This window comes from Palaeococcus sp. (in: euryarchaeotes), assembly GCF_053987695.1.
In genome coordinates this window covers 1-17,414 of record NZ_JBMXHE010000050.1, presented here as the reverse complement: position 1 = coordinate 17,414, position 17,414 = coordinate 1, and the positions used below count along the sequence as shown (strand labels likewise).

At 43.2% G+C, this 17,414-nt stretch carries 25 protein-coding genes and 1 pseudogene; 17 read left to right on the top strand and 9 right to left on the bottom strand.

Annotated elements, in window-relative coordinates; all coding sequences use genetic code 11:
• Positions 1-184: 184 nt before the first annotated feature.
• The 3 genes and pseudogenes from ACXJGZ_RS03935 to ACXJGZ_RS03925 all read left to right on the top strand — a co-directional run.
• Positions 185-326, top strand: a pseudogene (locus ACXJGZ_RS03935) (IS6 family transposase); the annotation flags it as partial.
• Between the two features lie 159 nt (positions 327-485).
• Positions 486-848 carry an ASCH domain-containing protein gene (locus ACXJGZ_RS03930; protein WP_456398341.1) on the top strand — a complete coding sequence of 121 codons (363 nt, stop codon included), beginning with the start codon at positions 486-488 and terminating at the stop codon, positions 846-848.
• Positions 829-1,401 carry an ASCH domain-containing protein gene (locus ACXJGZ_RS03925; protein WP_456326488.1) on the top strand — a complete coding sequence of 191 codons (573 nt, stop codon included), beginning with the start codon at positions 829-831 and terminating at the stop codon, positions 1,399-1,401. The genes ACXJGZ_RS03930 and ACXJGZ_RS03925 overlap by 20 nt, the downstream gene beginning before the upstream one ends.
• On the opposite strand, the gene ACXJGZ_RS03920 is transcribed toward ACXJGZ_RS03925, so the two are convergent.
• The gene (locus ACXJGZ_RS03920) at positions 1,391-1,624 is read right to left on the bottom strand and encodes a hypothetical protein (protein WP_293257380.1); all 234 of its coding nucleotides are present in this window, start codon (positions 1,622-1,624) and stop codon (positions 1,391-1,393) included. The genes ACXJGZ_RS03925 and ACXJGZ_RS03920 overlap by 11 nt on opposite strands.
• Positions 1,625-1,813: 189 nt before the next feature.
• Between ACXJGZ_RS03920 and ACXJGZ_RS03915 the strand changes: the two genes are divergently transcribed.
• Positions 1,814-2,512 carry a TIGR02253 family HAD-type hydrolase gene (locus ACXJGZ_RS03915; RefSeq protein ID WP_456398342.1) on the top strand — a complete coding sequence of 233 codons (699 nt, stop codon included), beginning with the start codon at positions 1,814-1,816 and terminating at the stop codon, positions 2,510-2,512.
• 7 nt (positions 2,513-2,519) lie between these two features.
• On the opposite strand, the gene ACXJGZ_RS03910 is transcribed toward ACXJGZ_RS03915, so the two are convergent.
• On the bottom strand, positions 2,520-3,122 hold the full coding sequence (locus ACXJGZ_RS03910) for a CAP domain-containing protein (protein ID WP_456320894.1): 603 nt from the start codon (positions 3,120-3,122) through the stop codon (positions 2,520-2,522).
• 1 nt (position 3,123) lies between these two features.
• A complete protein-coding gene (locus ACXJGZ_RS03905) occupies positions 3,124-3,366 on the bottom strand; it encodes a cupin domain-containing protein (protein WP_456398340.1) in 243 nt (80 codons plus the stop codon).
• Between the two features lie 243 nt (positions 3,367-3,609).
• On the opposite strand from ACXJGZ_RS03905, the gene ACXJGZ_RS03900 reads away from it, so the two are divergent.
• Positions 3,610-4,224: a hypothetical protein gene (locus tag ACXJGZ_RS03900; protein WP_293257404.1), complete on the top strand. Its 615-nt coding sequence runs from the start codon at positions 3,610-3,612 to the stop codon at positions 4,222-4,224.
• On the opposite strand, the gene ACXJGZ_RS03895 is transcribed toward ACXJGZ_RS03900, so the two are convergent.
• Positions 4,225-6,399, bottom strand: coding sequence for a restriction endonuclease (locus ACXJGZ_RS03895; protein WP_456398339.1), 2,175 nt, complete (start codon positions 6,397-6,399; stop codon positions 4,225-4,227).
• A gap of 136 nt (positions 6,400-6,535) precedes the next feature.
• Between ACXJGZ_RS03895 and ACXJGZ_RS03890 the strand changes: the two genes are divergently transcribed.
• Positions 6,536-7,765: a phosphoglycerate kinase gene (locus ACXJGZ_RS03890; protein WP_456398338.1), complete on the top strand. Its 1,230-nt coding sequence runs from the start codon at positions 6,536-6,538 to the stop codon at positions 7,763-7,765.
• A gap of 24 nt (positions 7,766-7,789) precedes the next feature.
• Entirely contained in the window at positions 7,790-8,272 is a 483-nt protein-coding gene (locus tag ACXJGZ_RS03885; RefSeq protein ID WP_293254728.1) for a type II toxin-antitoxin system VapC family toxin, read from the top strand.
• A gap of 44 nt (positions 8,273-8,316) precedes the next feature.
• On the opposite strand, the gene ACXJGZ_RS03880 is transcribed toward ACXJGZ_RS03885, so the two are convergent.
• From ACXJGZ_RS03880 to ACXJGZ_RS03865, 4 genes are read right to left on the bottom strand one after another with little or no spacing between them, the layout of a single operon-like run.
• Positions 8,317-8,709 (bottom strand): hypothetical protein, encoded by a 393-nt coding sequence (locus ACXJGZ_RS03880; RefSeq protein ID WP_456320899.1) that lies wholly within the window; start codon positions 8,707-8,709, stop codon positions 8,317-8,319.
• The gene (locus ACXJGZ_RS03875; protein WP_456320900.1) at positions 8,687-9,013 is read right to left on the bottom strand and encodes a hypothetical protein; all 327 of its coding nucleotides are present in this window, start codon (positions 9,011-9,013) and stop codon (positions 8,687-8,689) included. Before ACXJGZ_RS03875 ends, ACXJGZ_RS03880 begins: the two co-directional genes overlap by 23 nt.
• A gap of 3 nt (positions 9,014-9,016) precedes the next feature.
• Positions 9,017-9,829, bottom strand: a complete 813-nt coding sequence (locus tag ACXJGZ_RS03870) for a DNA-3-methyladenine glycosylase family protein (RefSeq protein WP_456320901.1) — start codon at positions 9,827-9,829, stop codon at positions 9,017-9,019.
• A 4-nt stretch (positions 9,830-9,833) separates the two neighbouring features.
• Positions 9,834-10,124 (bottom strand): hypothetical protein, encoded by a 291-nt coding sequence (locus ACXJGZ_RS03865; protein ID WP_456320902.1) that lies wholly within the window; start codon positions 10,122-10,124, stop codon positions 9,834-9,836.
• Positions 10,125-10,231: 107 nt separating this feature from the next.
• Between ACXJGZ_RS03865 and ACXJGZ_RS03860 the strand changes: the two genes are divergently transcribed.
• From ACXJGZ_RS03860 to ACXJGZ_RS03830, 7 genes are all read left to right on the top strand, one after another.
• Positions 10,232-11,563, top strand: a complete 1,332-nt coding sequence (locus tag ACXJGZ_RS03860; protein WP_456320903.1) for an NfeD family protein — start codon at positions 10,232-10,234, stop codon at positions 11,561-11,563.
• Positions 11,563-12,372, top strand: a complete 810-nt coding sequence (locus ACXJGZ_RS03855) for a slipin family protein (protein WP_293254710.1) — start codon at positions 11,563-11,565, stop codon at positions 12,370-12,372. Before ACXJGZ_RS03860 ends, ACXJGZ_RS03855 begins: the two co-directional genes overlap by 1 nt.
• A gap of 302 nt (positions 12,373-12,674) precedes the next feature.
• On the top strand, positions 12,675-13,454 hold the full coding sequence (locus ACXJGZ_RS03850) for a septum site-determining protein MinD (RefSeq protein ID WP_456398337.1): 780 nt from the start codon (positions 12,675-12,677) through the stop codon (positions 13,452-13,454).
• Positions 13,454-13,699, top strand: coding sequence for a hypothetical protein (locus ACXJGZ_RS03845; protein ID WP_293254704.1), 246 nt, complete (start codon positions 13,454-13,456; stop codon positions 13,697-13,699). Before ACXJGZ_RS03850 ends, ACXJGZ_RS03845 begins: the two co-directional genes overlap by 1 nt.
• A 93-nt stretch (positions 13,700-13,792) precedes the next feature.
• Positions 13,793-14,032, top strand: a complete 240-nt coding sequence (locus ACXJGZ_RS03840; protein WP_456320905.1) for a hypothetical protein — start codon at positions 13,793-13,795, stop codon at positions 14,030-14,032.
• Complete coding sequence (locus ACXJGZ_RS03835; protein WP_293254697.1) at positions 14,025-14,159, top strand: hypothetical protein; 135 nt, start codon at positions 14,025-14,027, stop codon at positions 14,157-14,159. Before ACXJGZ_RS03840 ends, ACXJGZ_RS03835 begins: the two co-directional genes overlap by 8 nt.
• A complete protein-coding gene (locus tag ACXJGZ_RS03830) occupies positions 14,128-15,639 on the top strand; it encodes an AMP phosphorylase (RefSeq protein ID WP_456398336.1) in 1,512 nt (503 codons plus the stop codon). Before ACXJGZ_RS03835 ends, ACXJGZ_RS03830 begins: the two co-directional genes overlap by 32 nt.
• Positions 15,640-15,649: 10 nt before the next feature.
• Here ACXJGZ_RS03830 and ACXJGZ_RS03825 read toward each other — a convergent pair whose 3' ends face one another.
• The gene (locus ACXJGZ_RS03825) at positions 15,650-16,204 is read right to left on the bottom strand and encodes a Maf family nucleotide pyrophosphatase (RefSeq protein WP_456326495.1); all 555 of its coding nucleotides are present in this window, start codon (positions 16,202-16,204) and stop codon (positions 15,650-15,652) included.
• 139 nt (positions 16,205-16,343) lie between these two features.
• On the opposite strand from ACXJGZ_RS03825, the gene rpl7ae reads away from it, so the two are divergent.
• Genes rpl7ae through ACXJGZ_RS03810 form a run of 3 tightly spaced genes read left to right on the top strand, consistent with a single transcriptional unit; the run spans position 16,344 to position 17,188 of the window.
• The gene (gene rpl7ae, locus ACXJGZ_RS03820; protein ID WP_293254692.1) at positions 16,344-16,715 is read left to right on the top strand and encodes a 50S ribosomal protein L7Ae; all 372 of its coding nucleotides are present in this window, start codon (positions 16,344-16,346) and stop codon (positions 16,713-16,715) included.
• 57 nt (positions 16,716-16,772) lie between these two features.
• Positions 16,773-16,982 carry a 30S ribosomal protein S28e gene (locus ACXJGZ_RS03815; protein WP_293254689.1) on the top strand — a complete coding sequence of 70 codons (210 nt, stop codon included), beginning with the start codon at positions 16,773-16,775 and terminating at the stop codon, positions 16,980-16,982.
• A gap of 2 nt (positions 16,983-16,984) precedes the next feature.
• Complete coding sequence (locus ACXJGZ_RS03810) at positions 16,985-17,188, top strand: 50S ribosomal protein L24e (protein ID WP_293254734.1); 204 nt, start codon at positions 16,985-16,987, stop codon at positions 17,186-17,188.
• Positions 17,189-17,414: the final 226 nt, after the last annotated feature.

Genomic DNA, 17,414 nt, shown 5'->3' with positions numbered 1-17,414 from the left:
ATAACATTATCAAAAGTACTTCTCTTATCCTAACAGCATGTCGTCAAGAGTACTGTCAGGATAACTGAAAGAACTTTCCAATAGTACTTCAGAAAAAGAAGGAGGAACCAAAATGGTGGCTACTGGGTGATTTCAGCCTTCATCGGAATAGACTGAGTTATCTTCACGCGAGTTTCGGGCATAGTGGTTCAGGAGTTTGAAGGAGCGGGCTCTGGAATAATTTCAGGAGCAAATATTGAAGGGAATTTGCTTTCTGGTATATGGTTGGTCCTCTGCCTGATGACACAACTGAATGGCTTCAGAAGGTGATGCCCCAGTTATCCTGACAGTACTCTTGACGACATGCTGTTAGGATAAGAGAAGTACTTTTGATAATGTTATAAAAGGGACTAAAACTACACCATTTTCAAGCATGCCACAATTATCCTGACAGTATGCAGCCAGCATGAATAAGTTTTTTAAGCCCTTCAGGATAGGTGATCATTATGAAGGTATACAAGCTTCGTGTCAAAGAGGAGTATTTTCAAATGATAAAGGGAGGCAAAAAGGTTATTGAGGTTAGGCTCGCCTTTCCCCAGTATAGGGGGATGAAGCCAAAGGATAAGCTTCTTTTCAACGATTTAATTCCCGCTGAAATCATATGGGTTAAGAGGTATGAAACTTTCAGACAGGCTTTGAGGGAAGAACCCATAAAAAAGATATTTCCCGATGAGCCCGATTTTGAGGATGCTGTTAAGCGCTTCCACAGGCTTTACCCAAAATGGAAGGAGAACAGGTATGGTGTTTTGGCGATCCGCTTCAGGCTCTTGAAGCCGGGCGGGGATGAAAATGGAGCACCTGAAGTTTGATGGTAGATATAAGGATGCCCTCATCTCGGGGAGGAAAAGGGCCACCATAAGGTTAAACAGGGTTAGCTTAAACCCCGGTGATGAGGTTTTAATACATTCAGGAGGCTATGTTTTGGGACTTGCTAGAATTAGGAGGGTGGAGCGAAAAAAAGTTAGGGAGCTCACGGATGAGGACGCAAAGCTTGATGGGTTCAGAAACAGGGAGGAGCTCATAAGGGCCCTCGGGAAACACTATAGAAATCTCAGTTCTGAGATGGATATCACACTCATCGAGTTTGAACTTGTAGAAAAGTTTCAAAAACCTGTGCTCTCTGCCGATTTCCCCTATGAAGGGAATTTACCTCTTGAAATCGCCGAAAAGGCTTTAAAATATCTGGATCTCCAGGAGGAGGATGAAAGACTGATCAGGCTGTTTTTGAGGGAGGGGAGTTTGAGAAAAGCTGCATATAAACTTGGCGGACTACACGAACGGCATAAAATACGAAAAGCACTGAGAAGGGCATATGAAGAGCTTAAATCAAAGGGAATAATGGAGCCCAAGTTCACTCCTTAGGGGACTCCTTTGAGAAGGAGAACTTAACAGGATATATTGTAAAGTTATTGCCCACGAGCCTGTGGAGTTCTATCTTAAACTCCTCAAGTCTCGTTTCATCTTTAAAATCCACCTTTGCTATGAAGTCGTATTCTCCATAGAGCCAGTATCCCTCCACAGGGAGCTTCTCAAGTACTTCATCTCTAACGCCCCATATGAGGAGTATAGCTTCGAGTTCGTTCACCTCCAACCTCACGTTAATTTTTCCCTATTTATTATTTTTGCAATTTCTTCGGTTTTTTTGTCAAGATTCCAGAATTTTTCCCTTTTTAATTTGTCATTTATACAACAGATAGTTTTTAAATTCGAAATATTTAACGGGCACATAATAAACGTTTTAACGCTGAATGGGCAATATCAAATGGTGGTGCTCATGATTAAGGCAGTATTCTTTGACTTCGTTGGGACCCTGATTACAAAGGAGGGAGAAAACACAACCCATCAGAATATTGTAAAGGAAGTTTTGAGGAAAGCTAAGAGTGATCTTGACTACATGAAAATATGGAGGGAATATGAAGCCATTTCAAGCCGTATGTTCAAAGAACTGGCTGGAAAGCCCTACAAACCTGTGAGGATAATAGATACGGAAGCTATAGAAGAAGTTGCCAGGAAATATGGCTTTAAAGTTACCCCAGACTTCTGGAGCATACATTTAGAAATGCATCAAAAATACGGTGAGCTCTTCCCCGAAGCACTTGAGGCTTTAAAGGGCTTGAGGGAGAAGGGATACCACATTGGGATGATAACAGATTCAGACAACGATTATTTAAGGGCTCATCTGGAAGCTCTAGGACTTTTGAATTCCTTCGATAGCATAACCACGAGTGAGGAAGCGGGCTTCTTTAAGCCACATCCGAGAATCTTTGAGCTTGCTTTGAAGAAGGCGGGGATCAAAGGAGATGAGGCAATATACGTTGGGGATAACCCTGAGAAGGATTGTGTGGGAGCAAGGCAAGTTGATATGACCAGCATTCTTCTGGACAAAAAAGGTGAAAAAAGAGAACTCTGGGGAGAATGCGAGTTCATAATAAGCGACTTGAGGGAGATCCTTAGGATCGTGGAGGAACTCTGATTTTCTTTTATCCAAACATTTCCACAATATAAACACAAAATGTGAAGCTCTTATCCTCATACGTGCAGTTATTTGAGAAGGCGACTCCTATACCTGTAAGGGCAAATTCCTTCCGTAATATGTTCTCCCTATGCCCCTTTGAGTTCATCCACCCTTTAATTGCTTCAGTTACTATGCTTTCCACGTTTCCTTTACCTCCATAAAAAAAGAGGTTTTCACCGCCGTAGACTATGGTCTCACTCTTTCCATCGCTGAAGCTCCTTGGTCTGTAGCCTGCCTTTGCAAGCCTGTCCATGAAATTTTCCCCTTCAGGACTTTCGTGGGAGAAGTAGTTTCTCCTAGCCATATCATCGGCATGCATCTGAGCAGCTTTTTCAAGGGTTAAATTGTATTTAAAGGGAGGTATACCATTCTGTCTCCTTATCTCATTTATTCTTTCGAAAATCATCTCTCTTATCTCTTTTTCTTGCTCTTCTGTGAGCTCATTGAGACCTGAAGAAGTTGAATATGTATATGTGTATGTATGGCTGTTTATACACATTGCGGATGCCACTATTAAAACCATAATGGGGACAAGGATCATTCTCTGCATCTGGATTCTGGATTCCACCCTAATCCCCTCTGCTTTTTAGCGCATAAGGCTCAAACATGAGAACATGGGAAGGTTCGAGGGCTTTAGGGCAATGTTCCATTCCTCTAGGGACCACTGCAATTTCCCCCTCGTGAAGGATTATGTCCGGATGATCCTTTAATTGAATAATTATACTCCCTTTGTACACATTGATCCGGCCCACAGGAGGTTTATCAATCTCCCTTAATCTGTCCTCCAAATCAATCTTTGAAATCATTGCCATCCTCTCTGTATATTTTCAACGATCTAAGGATTGTTCGTGCTCTTGGGATAAAAACTTTCTGCTCCAACTGTTAGGATAACGGTTGGTTTTCGGGGAGGTTAGGTCGTTTTTAATGTTTCAACTCGATTTGGCGTGGGGAGAAGGTTAGAGTATCCCAGGTATGCTTTTGGGTATATACTCAAACAGCTCCAGGAATGGAAGAGTTTTTAAACCCCTCAACACTCTCATGATTAGGTGATGCCCTTGAAATTTAAGGGGAAGACTTTTGGAAATAATGTGAGAATTGAGTTTGAAATTTTAACCCTTGGAGAGCTCAAAATAGATGATCTGAGGGATTTTGATGTTGAAAGTATCAATCTGGAACTCCGCTCAACATCATCGGGATTGAAGGTCATAGGTATATGGGAAGGCGAGATTGAGCAGGTTGGAGAGGGCATGAGAAAGGCTGTTGAGGAAGCTTACAATCTGAGGGATAGAATAATAAGAAAAATGAAGAGCAGGATTGAGAGCTTGAGGGCTACACTCAAGAAACTCGGGTTCAGGGAAGAGGTCATGGATTACGGTAACTACATAAGGTTTAGGAAAAAGCTTGGAGACTACGAACTCGTCGTTCTAACATCCACCAGGAACGAAAATGTAAGGCTTGAAATATACGGCAACGATAGAAAGATTATCACCCCTGAGGTTGAGGCTCTGTTTGAGGACGTGGACATAGAGGAGCTGGAGATGTACGACTTTGAAGAGGAGAAACGGGAAGAGAGGCTCGTAATAAACATTGAAATTCCAAAGGACGATGAAAAACCTGAAAAAAAGATAGTTGAGGCAATAAAAATAATTGAAAACCTCCTGATGGCATGATCACTTGTATTTGCTCTCCAGCTGCATCTTTTTTATCCTCGCCATCAGTCCCCTGTCTATAAGCTTGTCTTCCTCTATCACCCTGCCCGTTTTAACGTCGATCTTTGCGTAGTAGAGGGTATTTCCCGAAGATACCTTTATCGTTAGGTATCCCTTATCGCGGTAGTGGGTCATCCTCTCCGTTATCGGGTTCTCTTCTCCATATTTAAGCTTCAGATGCTCATAGTACAGTTTCTCGAGGGCCCTCTCAGTGTAGTTTATTTCTTCCTCGATCAAAGAGCCATCTTTTCTATCAAGCGTGATCTTTCCGAACCTCTCATCCCCTATGAACACTATCTCCCAGTTCTCTTTTAATGCGGCTTCCTCAATCTTTGCCTCCACTCCCATTTTCTCCAGATGTTCGATAGCCTTCTGCCTTGCAACGTCCCCTTTCAACACCACGTCAAGCTCCTCTAGGAACTTCCCGTCTTTACTCAGCTTGACCTTTGCGCTCTGACTCTCGCTCTCTATGGAGAATGTATATGAATCAGCATCTTCCGTTCTCTCCTTTATGCTCCATTCCTTGTATTTACTTGAAATAATTTCCTCAGCTTTCTTGGGGCTTATCTCGACGAAATAATCTATAACATCCAGATTTGTCCCATCTACTTTAACCCTTGCTTTTCCTTCCACTCCGCTCATGAGGATCTCGATTATCCTGTGTTCCGTTATGCTGAAGCTCTCGAACTCCATGCCCTTAATTGGGAAGTTTTCTTCTATGATGCTTTTTGCTATTTTAAAAGCCTCATCTGGCGAATGGAGCTCCCTCAGAAGTGAATGCTCACCGTTTTCCAGATTGACCTTGAGGACGGCTATCTTTCCCTCCACAAGGATATCTGCTACTGCCTCCCTCTTTCCTTCCTCCACATTTATTATCTTTCCCCTAGGATAGACGCTCTTTATGAGATTTAGGAGGGCATCTCTTTTCATCCTCACATCCTTTGCAAGTATCGCCCCTGTGTACATATCTATGGCAGCTCCAAACTCAAATCTATCCGTCTCCCCACGTAATATAAATCTGTTCTCATTGGCTTTTGTTTTGTATTCTCTGAGTTCTTCCTTTGTGCTATTACGGCATTCATCCTTCAGATATTCAATGAGTTTCTCCTCTGATAGGGGTTTTATGTTTATTTTAATCTCTGAAGTTTCCAGATTAACTTCAGCCTCACCCCTATTTCTGTAGATCTTCAATTTTATTATGGCCTTTGTAGGTACGTAAACCTTTTTCTTGTCAGAAATCTCTATGTGGGACTGTGAGACACCAAGTTCCTTTGAAAGCTTTGACTTTGCAAGGAGTGTCGCCTTGCTGGGGCTTATACCAACTTCCAGCGTTTTCTCCGTGCATTTTATAAGGGACGAGTCATTTAGAAGTGCTTTGGAAACTGCAAGCTTGAGTTTTTCATCTTCACTGGCTTTTGTTATTATCTTCTCCTCACTGAATATCACCGCCTTATCCCTTAGCTCCAACGTTTCGACTTCACCAGCTTCATTCTCCCTCTGCACCTTTGATGACCAGGAGATAATGTAGGCGGGACTTAGAAAGACTTCCAGGTATTCAGGGGATACAAATATCCTCTTGATTTTATATTCCTGTGAAAGCTTGCTCACAACACTTTCGATTACCTTTTCATGATTGAAGTCAAACAGGAGGGGAGATTCGAGTCTAACAACATTTAAAACTTCTTTTTTCTTTTTCTCTGCTTCTCTTCTTGATTCAATCATCTCTATGAGTTCTTTCTTGGGTTCTATTTGATACTCATTAAGCAGATCCACGACCTTTTTTCCATTCCACAGGATTATCCTTCCCCTGTGCTCCCTTTGAGCTAAGAGTTTGGCATCTTTTGTAAAATCTCCGCTTGTTATAAAAATTCCTCTGTCACTCTTATACCTGTCCAGAGTTTGGATAAATGCGGTTATTTCATTGGAAGATACCAGTCCTCCAGCCTTTATTTTAAACATGTACTTTTCCAACCCACTAAGTGGATCCTCTCTAAGTGCTATTATGTCCGCTCCTGTTTCGGCAGGGGTTTTTATCCTCTCGGAGTCCCTGAATTCTAAGTTCCTCAGAAGATCCATGATGAGCTCTGCAAAGTACTCCCTATCAATCTCTCTGAGCATCTCCAAAGTCCAAGGCATCATAACCACCATATTTTAACTCGCTAATATTTTTATGGAGTTTCTATTATAAATTCCTTTTGCAGAGTTGGATTATCACCAGGGGTGTGTAGGATAAACTTTTAACTCCTTTATTTTAGTTCAATATGGTGGTGAAATGTTCAAGCTCACTGATTTCAATTATCACAACAAAACCGTCTTCTTCAGAGCAGATCTGAATTCTCCGATGAGCAAGGGTAGGATAATAAGCGATGCACGCTTTAAGGCTGTCCTCCCCTCTTTGATATATCTGCTCGAGCACGGAGCAAAGCTCGTGATAGGGACACATCAGGGCAGGCCCTATGATGACGAATTTGAGACGACGGAGGAGCACGCGAAAATTTTAAGCGAACTTTTGAATATTGATGTGGAATATGTTGAGGATATCTTTGGAAAATATGCTAGGGAGAGAATAAACTCCCTCAAAGCAGGCGAGGCAATAATTCTCGAAAACCTTCGCTTTGCATCGGAGGAAGCGAGAACTGCCCCCCTCAATGCCTGTGAGAGAACGTTTTTTGTCAGAAAACTGGCTCCTCTCATAGACTTCTTTGTTAATGATGCATTTGCCACATCTCACCGTTCATCTCCCTCTCTGGTGGGGTTTGCGAGGATCAAGCCCATGATTCCTGGCTTCCTCATGGAAAAGGAGATTAAGGCGCTTAAAAGGGCGTATGAGAGCGATGATTCTCCAAAAGTTTACATCCTGGGAGGGGCAAAGATTGATGATTCCCTCAGGGTTGCTGAGAATGTTCTGAAGAGTGGAAAAGCCCATTTAATACTCACGGGGGGACTTGTCGGGCACATCTTCACCTTTGCCAAGGGTTATGATCTCGGAGATGCCAACGTAGACTTCCTCCACAGCAAGGGGCTCCTTGATTTCATTGACTGGGCGGAAAAGATTTTGAATGAGTTCTATCCCTACATAAGAACACCTGTAGACTTTGCAATTGATTATGAGGGTGAGAGGCTTGAAATTGACCTGCTCAGTGATGAGAAGGCTCTTTTTGATAAGCATTCAATTTTGGATATTGGTAGTAGAACTGTGGAGAAGTATTCACAGCTTTTAAAGAAAGCCAAGATTATCGTTGCAAACGGTCCTATGGGGGTTTTTGAGCGTGAAGAATTTGCTCATGGAACTGTAGGAGTATTTAGAGCTATTGGGGAGAGCGACGCCTTTTCCATAGTGGGAGGAGGACACAGTATAGCCAGTATATACAAGTACAATATAGAGGGGATATCCCACATAAGCACGGGAGGAGGGGCAATGCTGAGCTTCTTTGGAGGCAAGAGGCTTCCTGTTTTGGAGGCATTTAAAATAAGCTATGAAAGATTCAAAGACAAAGTTTAAATTCACCATTTCGAACTCTCTCTTATGCTAGTGATAGATGCCGCAATCTTCATTCAGGGAATTGATGTGGAAGGAGTTACAACGCCGAAGGTTGTGGAGGAAGTCAGGGATAGAGAATCCAAGATCTTTCTTGAGAGTCTGGTAAGTTCGGGGAAAGTTAGGATTATGATGCCGGCTGGAGAGAGCGTGGAATTCGTGAAATCCAAAGCCATTGAAACGGGGGAGCTTGAAGAACTCAGCGATGCTGATATTGAGGTTTTGGCACTCGCATACGAGCTCAAAGCCACGCTTTTCACGGATGACTACAATCTTCAGAACATTGCAAGGTTTCTGGGACTAGAGTTTAAAACCCTGAAGAGAGGAATCAAAAAGGCTATAAAATGGCGCTATGTGTGTATAGGCTGTGGTAAAAAGTTCGAACGTTATCCCCATGAAGGGATCTGCCCTGACTGCGGGAGCAAAGTTAAGCTCATTCCAAAAAGGAGAAGAAAGCGTCAGAGCTCATAGGGTTCTTCATGAATCCGCTCGAGTTTTCTCATCATCCGCTTGTATTATCTCAAATAATATTCAATCTTTTTCCTGAGTTCCCAATCTTGCTTGATTTTTTTCCTTAAAAACCTTTTAAGTTGGATATTTTCGGCGAGCATTCCGCTCAGCTTTATGGCGAGAATTTTATTGTCCTCGCTCAAGCCATACGCCCTGTACCTCAGGGGAGCCCATCTCCTCTCGAGCTCTGCTGCCTTTGACTTCAAATCTTTTATCTCCTCCTCGACATCTTCAAAGCTTTCAGGTTCCTTAAACTCACCTGAGATCATCATTTCAATGATTCTCTCCATACTGACTCCATATCTCTCGCCAATTTTTCTCATCTCTTCTTCAATGTCCTCCGGGATCTTAACTTCTATCTTCCCGAGCCCCTTTTCAGGCTTTATCCTTAAGAGCATCCCTTTTCTCCTCCAGCTCCCTTCTCAATTGGGCATTCTCCATTTCGAGCTGCTCCTTAAGCTTCATCATGGTTTCCCTATCCTCAACAGCCATCTCATAGAATCTCTCGAGCTCTTTTAACTCCTCTTCCATCTCCCTTATTTTCTCCTTGAGCTTTTTTCTCTGCTCTATCAAAAATTCCTCCTTCTCGGCTTTCAATGTTAGCTCGACTCTGGGCAGATTTTCTCTTATCAGCTCAACTATCCTCTCTTTCCCGAGTTTCTGAAGCTCTTTGAACTTTTTCTTCGGAACCCTTATTTCCATGACTCACCCCTTCTTCATGAGCCTATCGTAGCAGGTTATATAAAAAGCCAGAAGAGATTTCCATTTTCCATAGGGCTCTATGATTTCCCTGACATCCTTCTCCTTCACTTCTTTTATCCTCTTCTTGAAAATCTTCGCTATTCCTCTCCTGAGCCCCAGATCTCCTGCTGGATAAACGTTCTTCCTCAATCCATATGCCAGAAAAAGTTCGGCACTCCATTTTCCAATTCCCCTAAATTTTGTTAAATATTTTATAGCATCCCTTTCATCAAGCCCTTCGAGATCTAATCTAAGCTCTCCTGAAACGTATTTTGATGTCAGGTCCTTTATGTAAGAAGTGCGATAGCCAAACTTTACGCTTTTTATTTCTTCCAGAGAGAGGGAATTTATCCTCTCAGCATTTGGGAAAACATAGAGATCTCCTTTTGGATCTCCAAAGCGTATCACAAGATTTCCTATGGTTTTCATGGCAAATTCAAAATTCACCTGCTGCTGGGCTATGACTTCAATAAGAGCCTGATACTTCGAAGGCGCCGCTGGAAGGCTCAATCCATAAAACACATCTATCAAAAAGGAGAACTTTGAATCTTCGAGCTGGGAGTAGAATTCCTCCAGTGGGATATCAAGTCCCAGAATAAATTTAATCTTATCCCGTGCTTCCTTTTGATGTCTCCTTGACGATAGATGCTCCAGATAAAAATCCTTTCCATCAAACCCGGCAATTCCAAATTCAAAGGCCTGCCAAAAGACCCCGCCCTCCATTTTCCAAGTGTTGTTTTTTATCATTTCATGTGCCGTTTTCTGGAGGTCTATCATTTTATCACCTGTTGAGCCACTTGTCAAGCGTCACCGGGTTTCTGCTTATTTTCTTCAATGTCGATACATATAAATGCTTCCCATCTCTGGAGCGGAGTATCTCAAGCTCTCCCTTCTCTTCCAGGAAGCGCATTATCTCTTTAATTTCCATGTCCCTGACGTTAAACTTTCTTTTGAGAAACTGCCAGAAAGGCTCTTCGTATGAATATCTCGAAGCTCTTTTCACAATTACCCATGCGATTTTAATCTTCTCACTCCCTTTAGCCAGGCGAAACTTTATTATCTCGCTCCTCATACATTATAACTTCCCTCTTTTCCTATTTAGGCTTTTGGTGGGCATTTATATATGCAAGGGAAAAATTTAATTAACCCAAGAAACAACTTTTATACAAGGTGGTGTAAATGAAGAAAATATTGCTCTTTATCGCTCTCGTCTTCATGCTTACTCCTGCTTTTGCACAAGCCAAAACCGTTTATGTGGCTCAAATTGAAGGTTCTATAACCTCTTATACCTATGATCAGTTTGATAGCTATATAAGTGCAGCTGAGGAGGCCCATGCAAACGCTCTCATAATCACAATAGACACCCCCGGAGGAAGGGGCGATGCAATGCAGAACATAATCCAGAGGATACAGACTTCGAAGGTGCCAGTTATAATATACGTTTACCCCCAGGGAGCCATAGCAGCTTCCGCAGGGACTTATATAGCCCTCGGTTCTCATTTAATCGCAATGGCTCCCGGCACCAGCATAGGCGCATGTGAACCCATTTTGGGATATTCACAGAATGGGAGCATAATAAAAGCCCCCGAGAAAACCAAAAACTTTTACATTGCATATATACGGAGTTTAGCACAGGCCAGCAACAGGAATGAAAGTGTTGCAGAGCGGTTTATAACCGAAGATTTGAGCTTAACGCCCAAGGAAGCACTTAAATACAACGTGATTGAGGTTGAGGCATATGATATAAACGACCTCATCAAAAAGGCAGATGGGATGAAGACAAAGCTTCCAGTGCAGGGGAAGTACGTTAAACTCGATTTGAAGGGAGCGGAGATTGTATACCTCCATCCAACGTTAAAGGATCAGCTTATAAGCTATATCACGGATCCAAGCGTTAGCTACATTCTGTTAACCCTTGGGATTTGGGCCCTCATATTGGGCTTTCTGAGCCCCGGATGGCATGTGCCTGAGACTGCTGGTGCCGTCATGATAGCCCTTGCAATAATCGGACTTGGATATTTTGGATACAGAAGTGCAGGGTTGCTTTTAATTCTCCTTGCAATGGTTTTCTTCATAGCAGAGGCATTAACCCCAACTTTCGGCTTGTTCACGGTTGCTGGATTAGTAACCTTCATCTTGGGAAGTATATTGATGTTCAGCGGAGGTGGAAATGTGGATTATCTCGTCAGTAGCGATGTGTATAAAAATCTGAGGATAATCATAATAACAGTTGGAGTGTTGCTGGCGCTGTTCTTCGCCTTTGGAATGGCTGCGGTTATAAGGGCCCGTAGAAGAAAAGCCCAGACAGGAAAAGAGGAATTGGTGGGGATGGTAGGAGAGGTTGTGGAGCCTCTGGCACCCCAGGGAGTTATACGAATTAGAGGGGAGCTCTGGAAGGCTGAGAGCAAGGACAAAGATGAGATCCCTATGGGGGAGAAGGTTAGGGTGGTTAAGATGGAAGGTTTAAAGCTTATTGTTGTTGGTTTGAAAAAAGAGGAAGGTGGTGGATAATGGCACTGTTTAGTGCAGGCAATTTAGTTTTAGCAATAGTTTTGTTGTTTGTTCTGGTGTTTTTAGCATCTGCAATAAAGATAGTTAAGGAATACGAAAGAGCAGTGATATTCCGGCTGGGTAGGGTCGTCGGTGCAAGAGGTCCAGGTCTGTTCTTCATAATACCAATATTTGAAAAAGCCATTATCGTGGATTTGAGGACTCAGGTCTTGGACGTTCCAGTTCAGGAGACCATAACGAGAGATAACGTTCCAGTGAGAGTGAATGCCGTTGTTTACTTTAGAGTAATTGACCCAACCAAAGCGGTGATCAAAGTCAAGAACTTCATAATGGCAACATCTCAGATATCCCAGACAACCCTGAGAAGTGTTATAGGTCAGGCTCATCTGGATGAGCTCCTTAGTGCAAGAGAGAAGCTTAACATGGAGCTTCAGAAGATAATTGACGAGGCAACGGATCCTTGGGGAATTAAAGTCTCTACCGTTGAAATTAAGGATGTTGAGCTTCCGGCGGGGATGCAGAAGGCGATGGCAAGGCAGGCCGAGGCAGAGAGAGAAAGAAGAGCCAGAATCACACTCGCTGAAGCTGAAAGACAGGCTGCAGAAAAGCTTAGAGATGCCGCTGAGATTATATCCTCACATCCAATGGCACTGCAGCTCAGAACTCTCCAGACAATTGGCGATGTTGCAGGGGACAAGAGTAATGTGATAGTGTTAACACTCCCCATGGAGATGCTAAAACTCTTTAGGAGTCTGGCTGAAACAGCAGAAGTCGCAAAAGAAAAGCTGAAAAAAGAGGAAGGCGAGTAATGTCTTTTCTCTTTTTATACCGTCAGAATAACAGAAGTAGCCCACTACTGGCTCCTACTCCGATTGAGGAATCAAAAACAGTTTAATTGTCCTTAAATTTGCCAGCTCTCACAAACCAAACCCTTATCCTAACCGCATTTTTTATCTGCCGTTAAATTAATAAGTTTAAACAGCCCATATTTAATGTTGTCCAGTGCTGCTCGAAGTTCCATAATGCACAACTATCAGCAACCAAAAGATTTAATTACATAATATTCGAAATATGAAATTAAGTTTAGGGTCGAATAAAGGGGGTGTTCTTTTTGGAAGGAAGATCAATAGTCTTTGCATCGGGTAAGGGCGGAACGGGTAAAACCACAATCGTTGCAAATTTGGGCGTTGCTTTAGCTCAATTTGGGAAGGAGGTTATTCTCATCGATGCGGATATTACAATGGCCAACCTGAGCTTGATTTTGGGGATGGAGGATATACCAATAACGCTCCACGATGTTCTAGCAGGAGAAGCGGATATCAAGGACGCAATATATGAAGGTCCTGCGGGAGTGAAGGTAATTCCCGGAGGTCTCAGTCTGGAAAAAATCAAGAAAGCAAAACCTGAGAGGCTTAGAGAGCTCATAAGGGAGATTTCCCAAATGGGGGACTTTATATTAATCGACGCCCCTGCAGGTCTTGAAATAACCTCTGTTACGGCATTGCTAATCGGGAAAGAACTTATCGTGGTAACAAATCCAGAAATATCTGCGATTACGGACTCTCTGAAGACAAAACTTGTGGCTGAGAAACTTGGTACTCTCCCGCTGGGTGCCGTTCTCAACAGGGTAACTAGTGAAAAGACCGAGCTCACCAAGGAGGAGATTGAAGCCATCCTGGAGGTTCCTGTTTTAAGTACTGTGCCCGAAGACCCTGAGGTTAAGAGGGCGAGTGCTTATGGTGTCCCTCTGGTTATAAAGAACCCCACCTCGCCCGCGGCAATCTCAATTAAACAACTGGCTGCAAAGCTTGCGGGAATCAAGTACACTCCTCCCGAACCTGAAAGTCCGATTAAGAGGGTATTTAGAGCACTCTTTGGAGGGAGGCGCTGATGAGCGCTATAATTGCAATCCTCTTTTTAATACTTATAGTTCTCAACATAGTACTGTTACTGCTCTATATCTCCGCAAGGAGAACACCTTACTATGTAGTTTATGATGAGGAAACCAAAAATGCCCTTAAGAGCAGGGTTTTAAATCTGAAAGAAGATTTGGAAGCTGAGTTAGAGGAATTTGATGTTGCTGAATGGGAGAAGAGCTTGGAAGAATCAATCGAGGAAGAGATAAGGGAACTCTGATTTCTCTTTTTTCATCCTTTAGGTGAATAAACATTTTTGTACAGTTAAATTTAAAAATATCTCTTCTATTATTTTCTTTGGAGGTGGAGGGAGATGAGGTTGAGACTAGCCTATCCCGACGCCTTGGTAGAGGTGGCCAGGGATGAAGTATTGTTCTTTAGGAGGAAGCTCCTGAGGGCTTCTTTGAGTGAAGTCTTAAATTACGCAGCAGGAAAGGACGCCGTTTTGCCAAGAGAACTCAAAGAAGTATCCTTTGACATAGCATTGGCATTAAACCTCCTCAACGCCAAGAAGCATTATAAACGGCTTACGAGCTTTTCTGGCGTTGCCTGATTTTAATTCTTTTGGTACTGGTGCCCTCTGGGAAACATTTAAGTATCCCAAACTTCTAATTATGATATTACCCGAGAATGTGAGAGGTGGTATGGATGAAGTTCAGGAGCAGGTTCTTGGAGATTGATCCCGGAAGACCTATTGTTTTTATAAATGAGGAGGATGCAAAGCGGATTAAATGCCGCCCAACGGACCTGATCAAACTTGAAGTGGGCACTAAAACCGTTTATGGTGAGGTGGCTATTGATAACATAAATATAAAACCCGGTGAAATCGGGCTTACCGGCGAGTTTTTAAGGGCTAACATCTCCCAAGGGGAGCCTGTAAACGTTCTTCCGGCTGGAACCCCTGAAAGCGTCCGTTATATCAAGAAGAAGATGAGAGGGGAGAAACTGAAGAAGGTTGAAATTGAAGCCATCGTAAAGGACATAGTCGATAGGAAGCTCAGAGAAGTTGAAATAAGCGCATTTGTGACCGCTTTGGAGGTACATGATCTGGATATGGATGAAGTGGCTTCACTAACAGTTGCAATGGCCGAAACGGGAGATATGCTGGATATAGATAGAAAGCCAATCATGGATGTCCACAGCATTGGAGGGGTTCCAGGTAACAAAACGAACATGATAGTTGTTCCCATAGTTGCTGCGGCAGGCTTGACAATTCCAAAAACATCCTCTAGAGCAATTACAAGTGCAGCTGGAACCGCTGATGTTATGGAAGTTCTAGCAGGTGTCAGCTTCAGTTTGGATGAGATAAAGCGGATTGTAGAGAAGGTTGGAGGATGTCTCGTTTGGGGTGGTGCCCTGAACCTTGCACCTGCCGATGATTTGACAATTCATGTAGAGAGGGCATTGAGTGTTGATCCAAAGGGATTGATGCTTGCAAGTATAATGTCAAAGAAGTATGCCATGGGAGCGCAGTATGTGACCATAGATATACCCACTGGAAAGGGTGTTAAAGTTGAGGGCATGGAGCAAGCTCGCTCTCTAGCTAAAGATTTCATAGAGCTTGGAAAAAGACTCGGACAGTACGTTGAAGTTGCAATTACCTATGGAGGACAGCCTGTTGGTCATAGCGTGGGACCTGCTTTAGAGGCGAGGGAACTTATGGAAACACTGATACATGGAAAAGGACCGGGGAGCCTTGTGGAGAAAGCCACAGGATTAGCAGGTATCATATTGGAGATGGGAGGAATTGCACCAGCGGGAATGGGTAAGAGGATGGCTAAGGAAATTTTAGAGAGCGGCAAGGCTTATGAAAAAATGAGGGAGATAATAGAGGCTCAGGGAGGAGATCCAAATATAAAACCTGAGGATATTCCAATTGGAGATAAAACGTACACATTCACCGCCGCGACAAGCGGATACATTACAGGAATTCACAATAAAGCAATAACGGAGATAGCAAGACAAGCGGGAGCTCCCGAAGATAAAGGGGCGGGCATCAAGCTTTATGTAAAAGTGGGAGAGAAGATAAAGGAAGGAAATCCATTATTTACAATTCACGCCGAGAGCGAAGCCAGATTGGAGCAGGCTATAGTCACCGCTAGAAGAAGCGATCCAATAAAGATCGAGGGGATGGTTCTTCAGAGGATAGGAAATCTTTGATCCATCATTTTTACCATGGACTGAAGCCAAGCTTTCCAAGCTCTACGATTATCCTTATTGGGAATCCCATGACGTTGTAGTAGTCCCCCTCTATCCCTTCCACCAAAAGCGCGCCTTTTCCCTGAATCCCATAGGCACCTGCTTTGTCCAGAGGCTCTCCCGTTTTTACATAGGCTTTAATTTCCTCCTCATTTAAATCCCTGAATTTTACCTTGGTGGTAACGGCATTTGAGATTTCCCTGCCCTCGTGGATTATGCAGTATCCTGTTATCACATCGTGCACTTTTCCACTCAACGCTTTGAGCATTAAAATCGCTTCTTCCTCATCTCTGGGCTTCCCTAATATCTTCCCATTAAGGACAACTATTGTATCAGCCCCTATTATCGTTCCCTCTTCCCTCTCATAAACTTCCCATGCCTTTCTCTTCGCAACATCCACGGCATATTTCACGGGATCCTTGAAGTCGCTCCTTTCTTCAGCTCCGCTTGAGACTATCCTGAAATCTTTGAAAAACATCTCCAGTATTTCTCTCCTTCTGGGGCTTTTTGAAGCCAGAATGATCATCCAACCCACCTGATTCAAGTTAAAAGGGATGCATTTTAAGTATTTCGCAACCTTTAAAAAGGAAAAGATTTAAATAGCCATCGCGCATTTGCCTATTCGAAAGCTTAGATGAACGATGAAAAATTTGGAGGGATGTGAGATGGCAAAGCCAAGTTACGTAAAGTTTGAGGTGCCAGCGGAGCTGGTTGAAAAGGCTTTAGAAGCAGTTGAACTTGCCAGGGACACCGGAAGGATTAGGAAGGGCACAAACGAGACCACAAAGGCTGTTGAAAGGGGTCAAGCCAAGCTCGTGGTAATAGCCGAAGATGTTGATCCCGAGGAGATAGTTGCCCACCTTCCACCACTGTGTGAGGAGAAGGAGATCCCCTACATATATGTCCCAAACAAGAAGGAATTGGGTGCTGCTGCTGGTATTGAGGTCCCATCAGCGAGTGTTGCTATCACAGAGCCCGGTAAGGGCAGGGAATTGGTCGAAGATATTGCCGCTAAGGTCAAGGAGCTCGCAAAGTGAGCTCCTTCTTATCCTTTCACAGGCGAGATTTTAATTTAAAGAATAGAGGTGTGAGAGATGGCAGATGAAGGATACCCATCTGAGGTTATTGAGATCATTGGAAGGGCAGGAGTTACAGGTGGCGTTACTCAGGTCAAGGTTCGCGTTTTGGAAGGAAGAGACAAGGGAAGGGTCATCAGAAGAAACATTAAAGGTCCAGTGAGGGTTGGAGACATAGTAATACTAAGAGAAACCGAGAGGGAAGCAAGGGAAATCAGGAGGAGATGAACATGGCAAGATGGAACGTTTGCTCATACTGCGGGAAGGAATTCGAGCCAGGGACGGGCAAGATGTTTGTAAGGAATGACGGAAGAGTTTTCTTCTTCTGCTCGGGGAGATGTGAAAAGTACTTCCTCATGAAGAAGAATCCGAGAAAGCTCAAGTGGACAAAGGCATTCGAAGAAGCAAGGCTCCAGAGAGCCAAAAGGAAGTGATTCTTTCCTTTTATTTATCGTAATTTTAATTTACGTATATTCTTTAGTGTGATGATTATTTTGAGGAGAAATTTTAAATATGACAATGAGGGGAATAATTCTGAGGGAGGTTAAGTGCGACATAGAATAGTATGGTTCCTATTGGGTGTTCTGCTGGGTAGTGTTCTTTTTGTACTGGAATTCCCACCCAGGGTGTTTGTGGATGCATGGACAGTTGTTGATGACG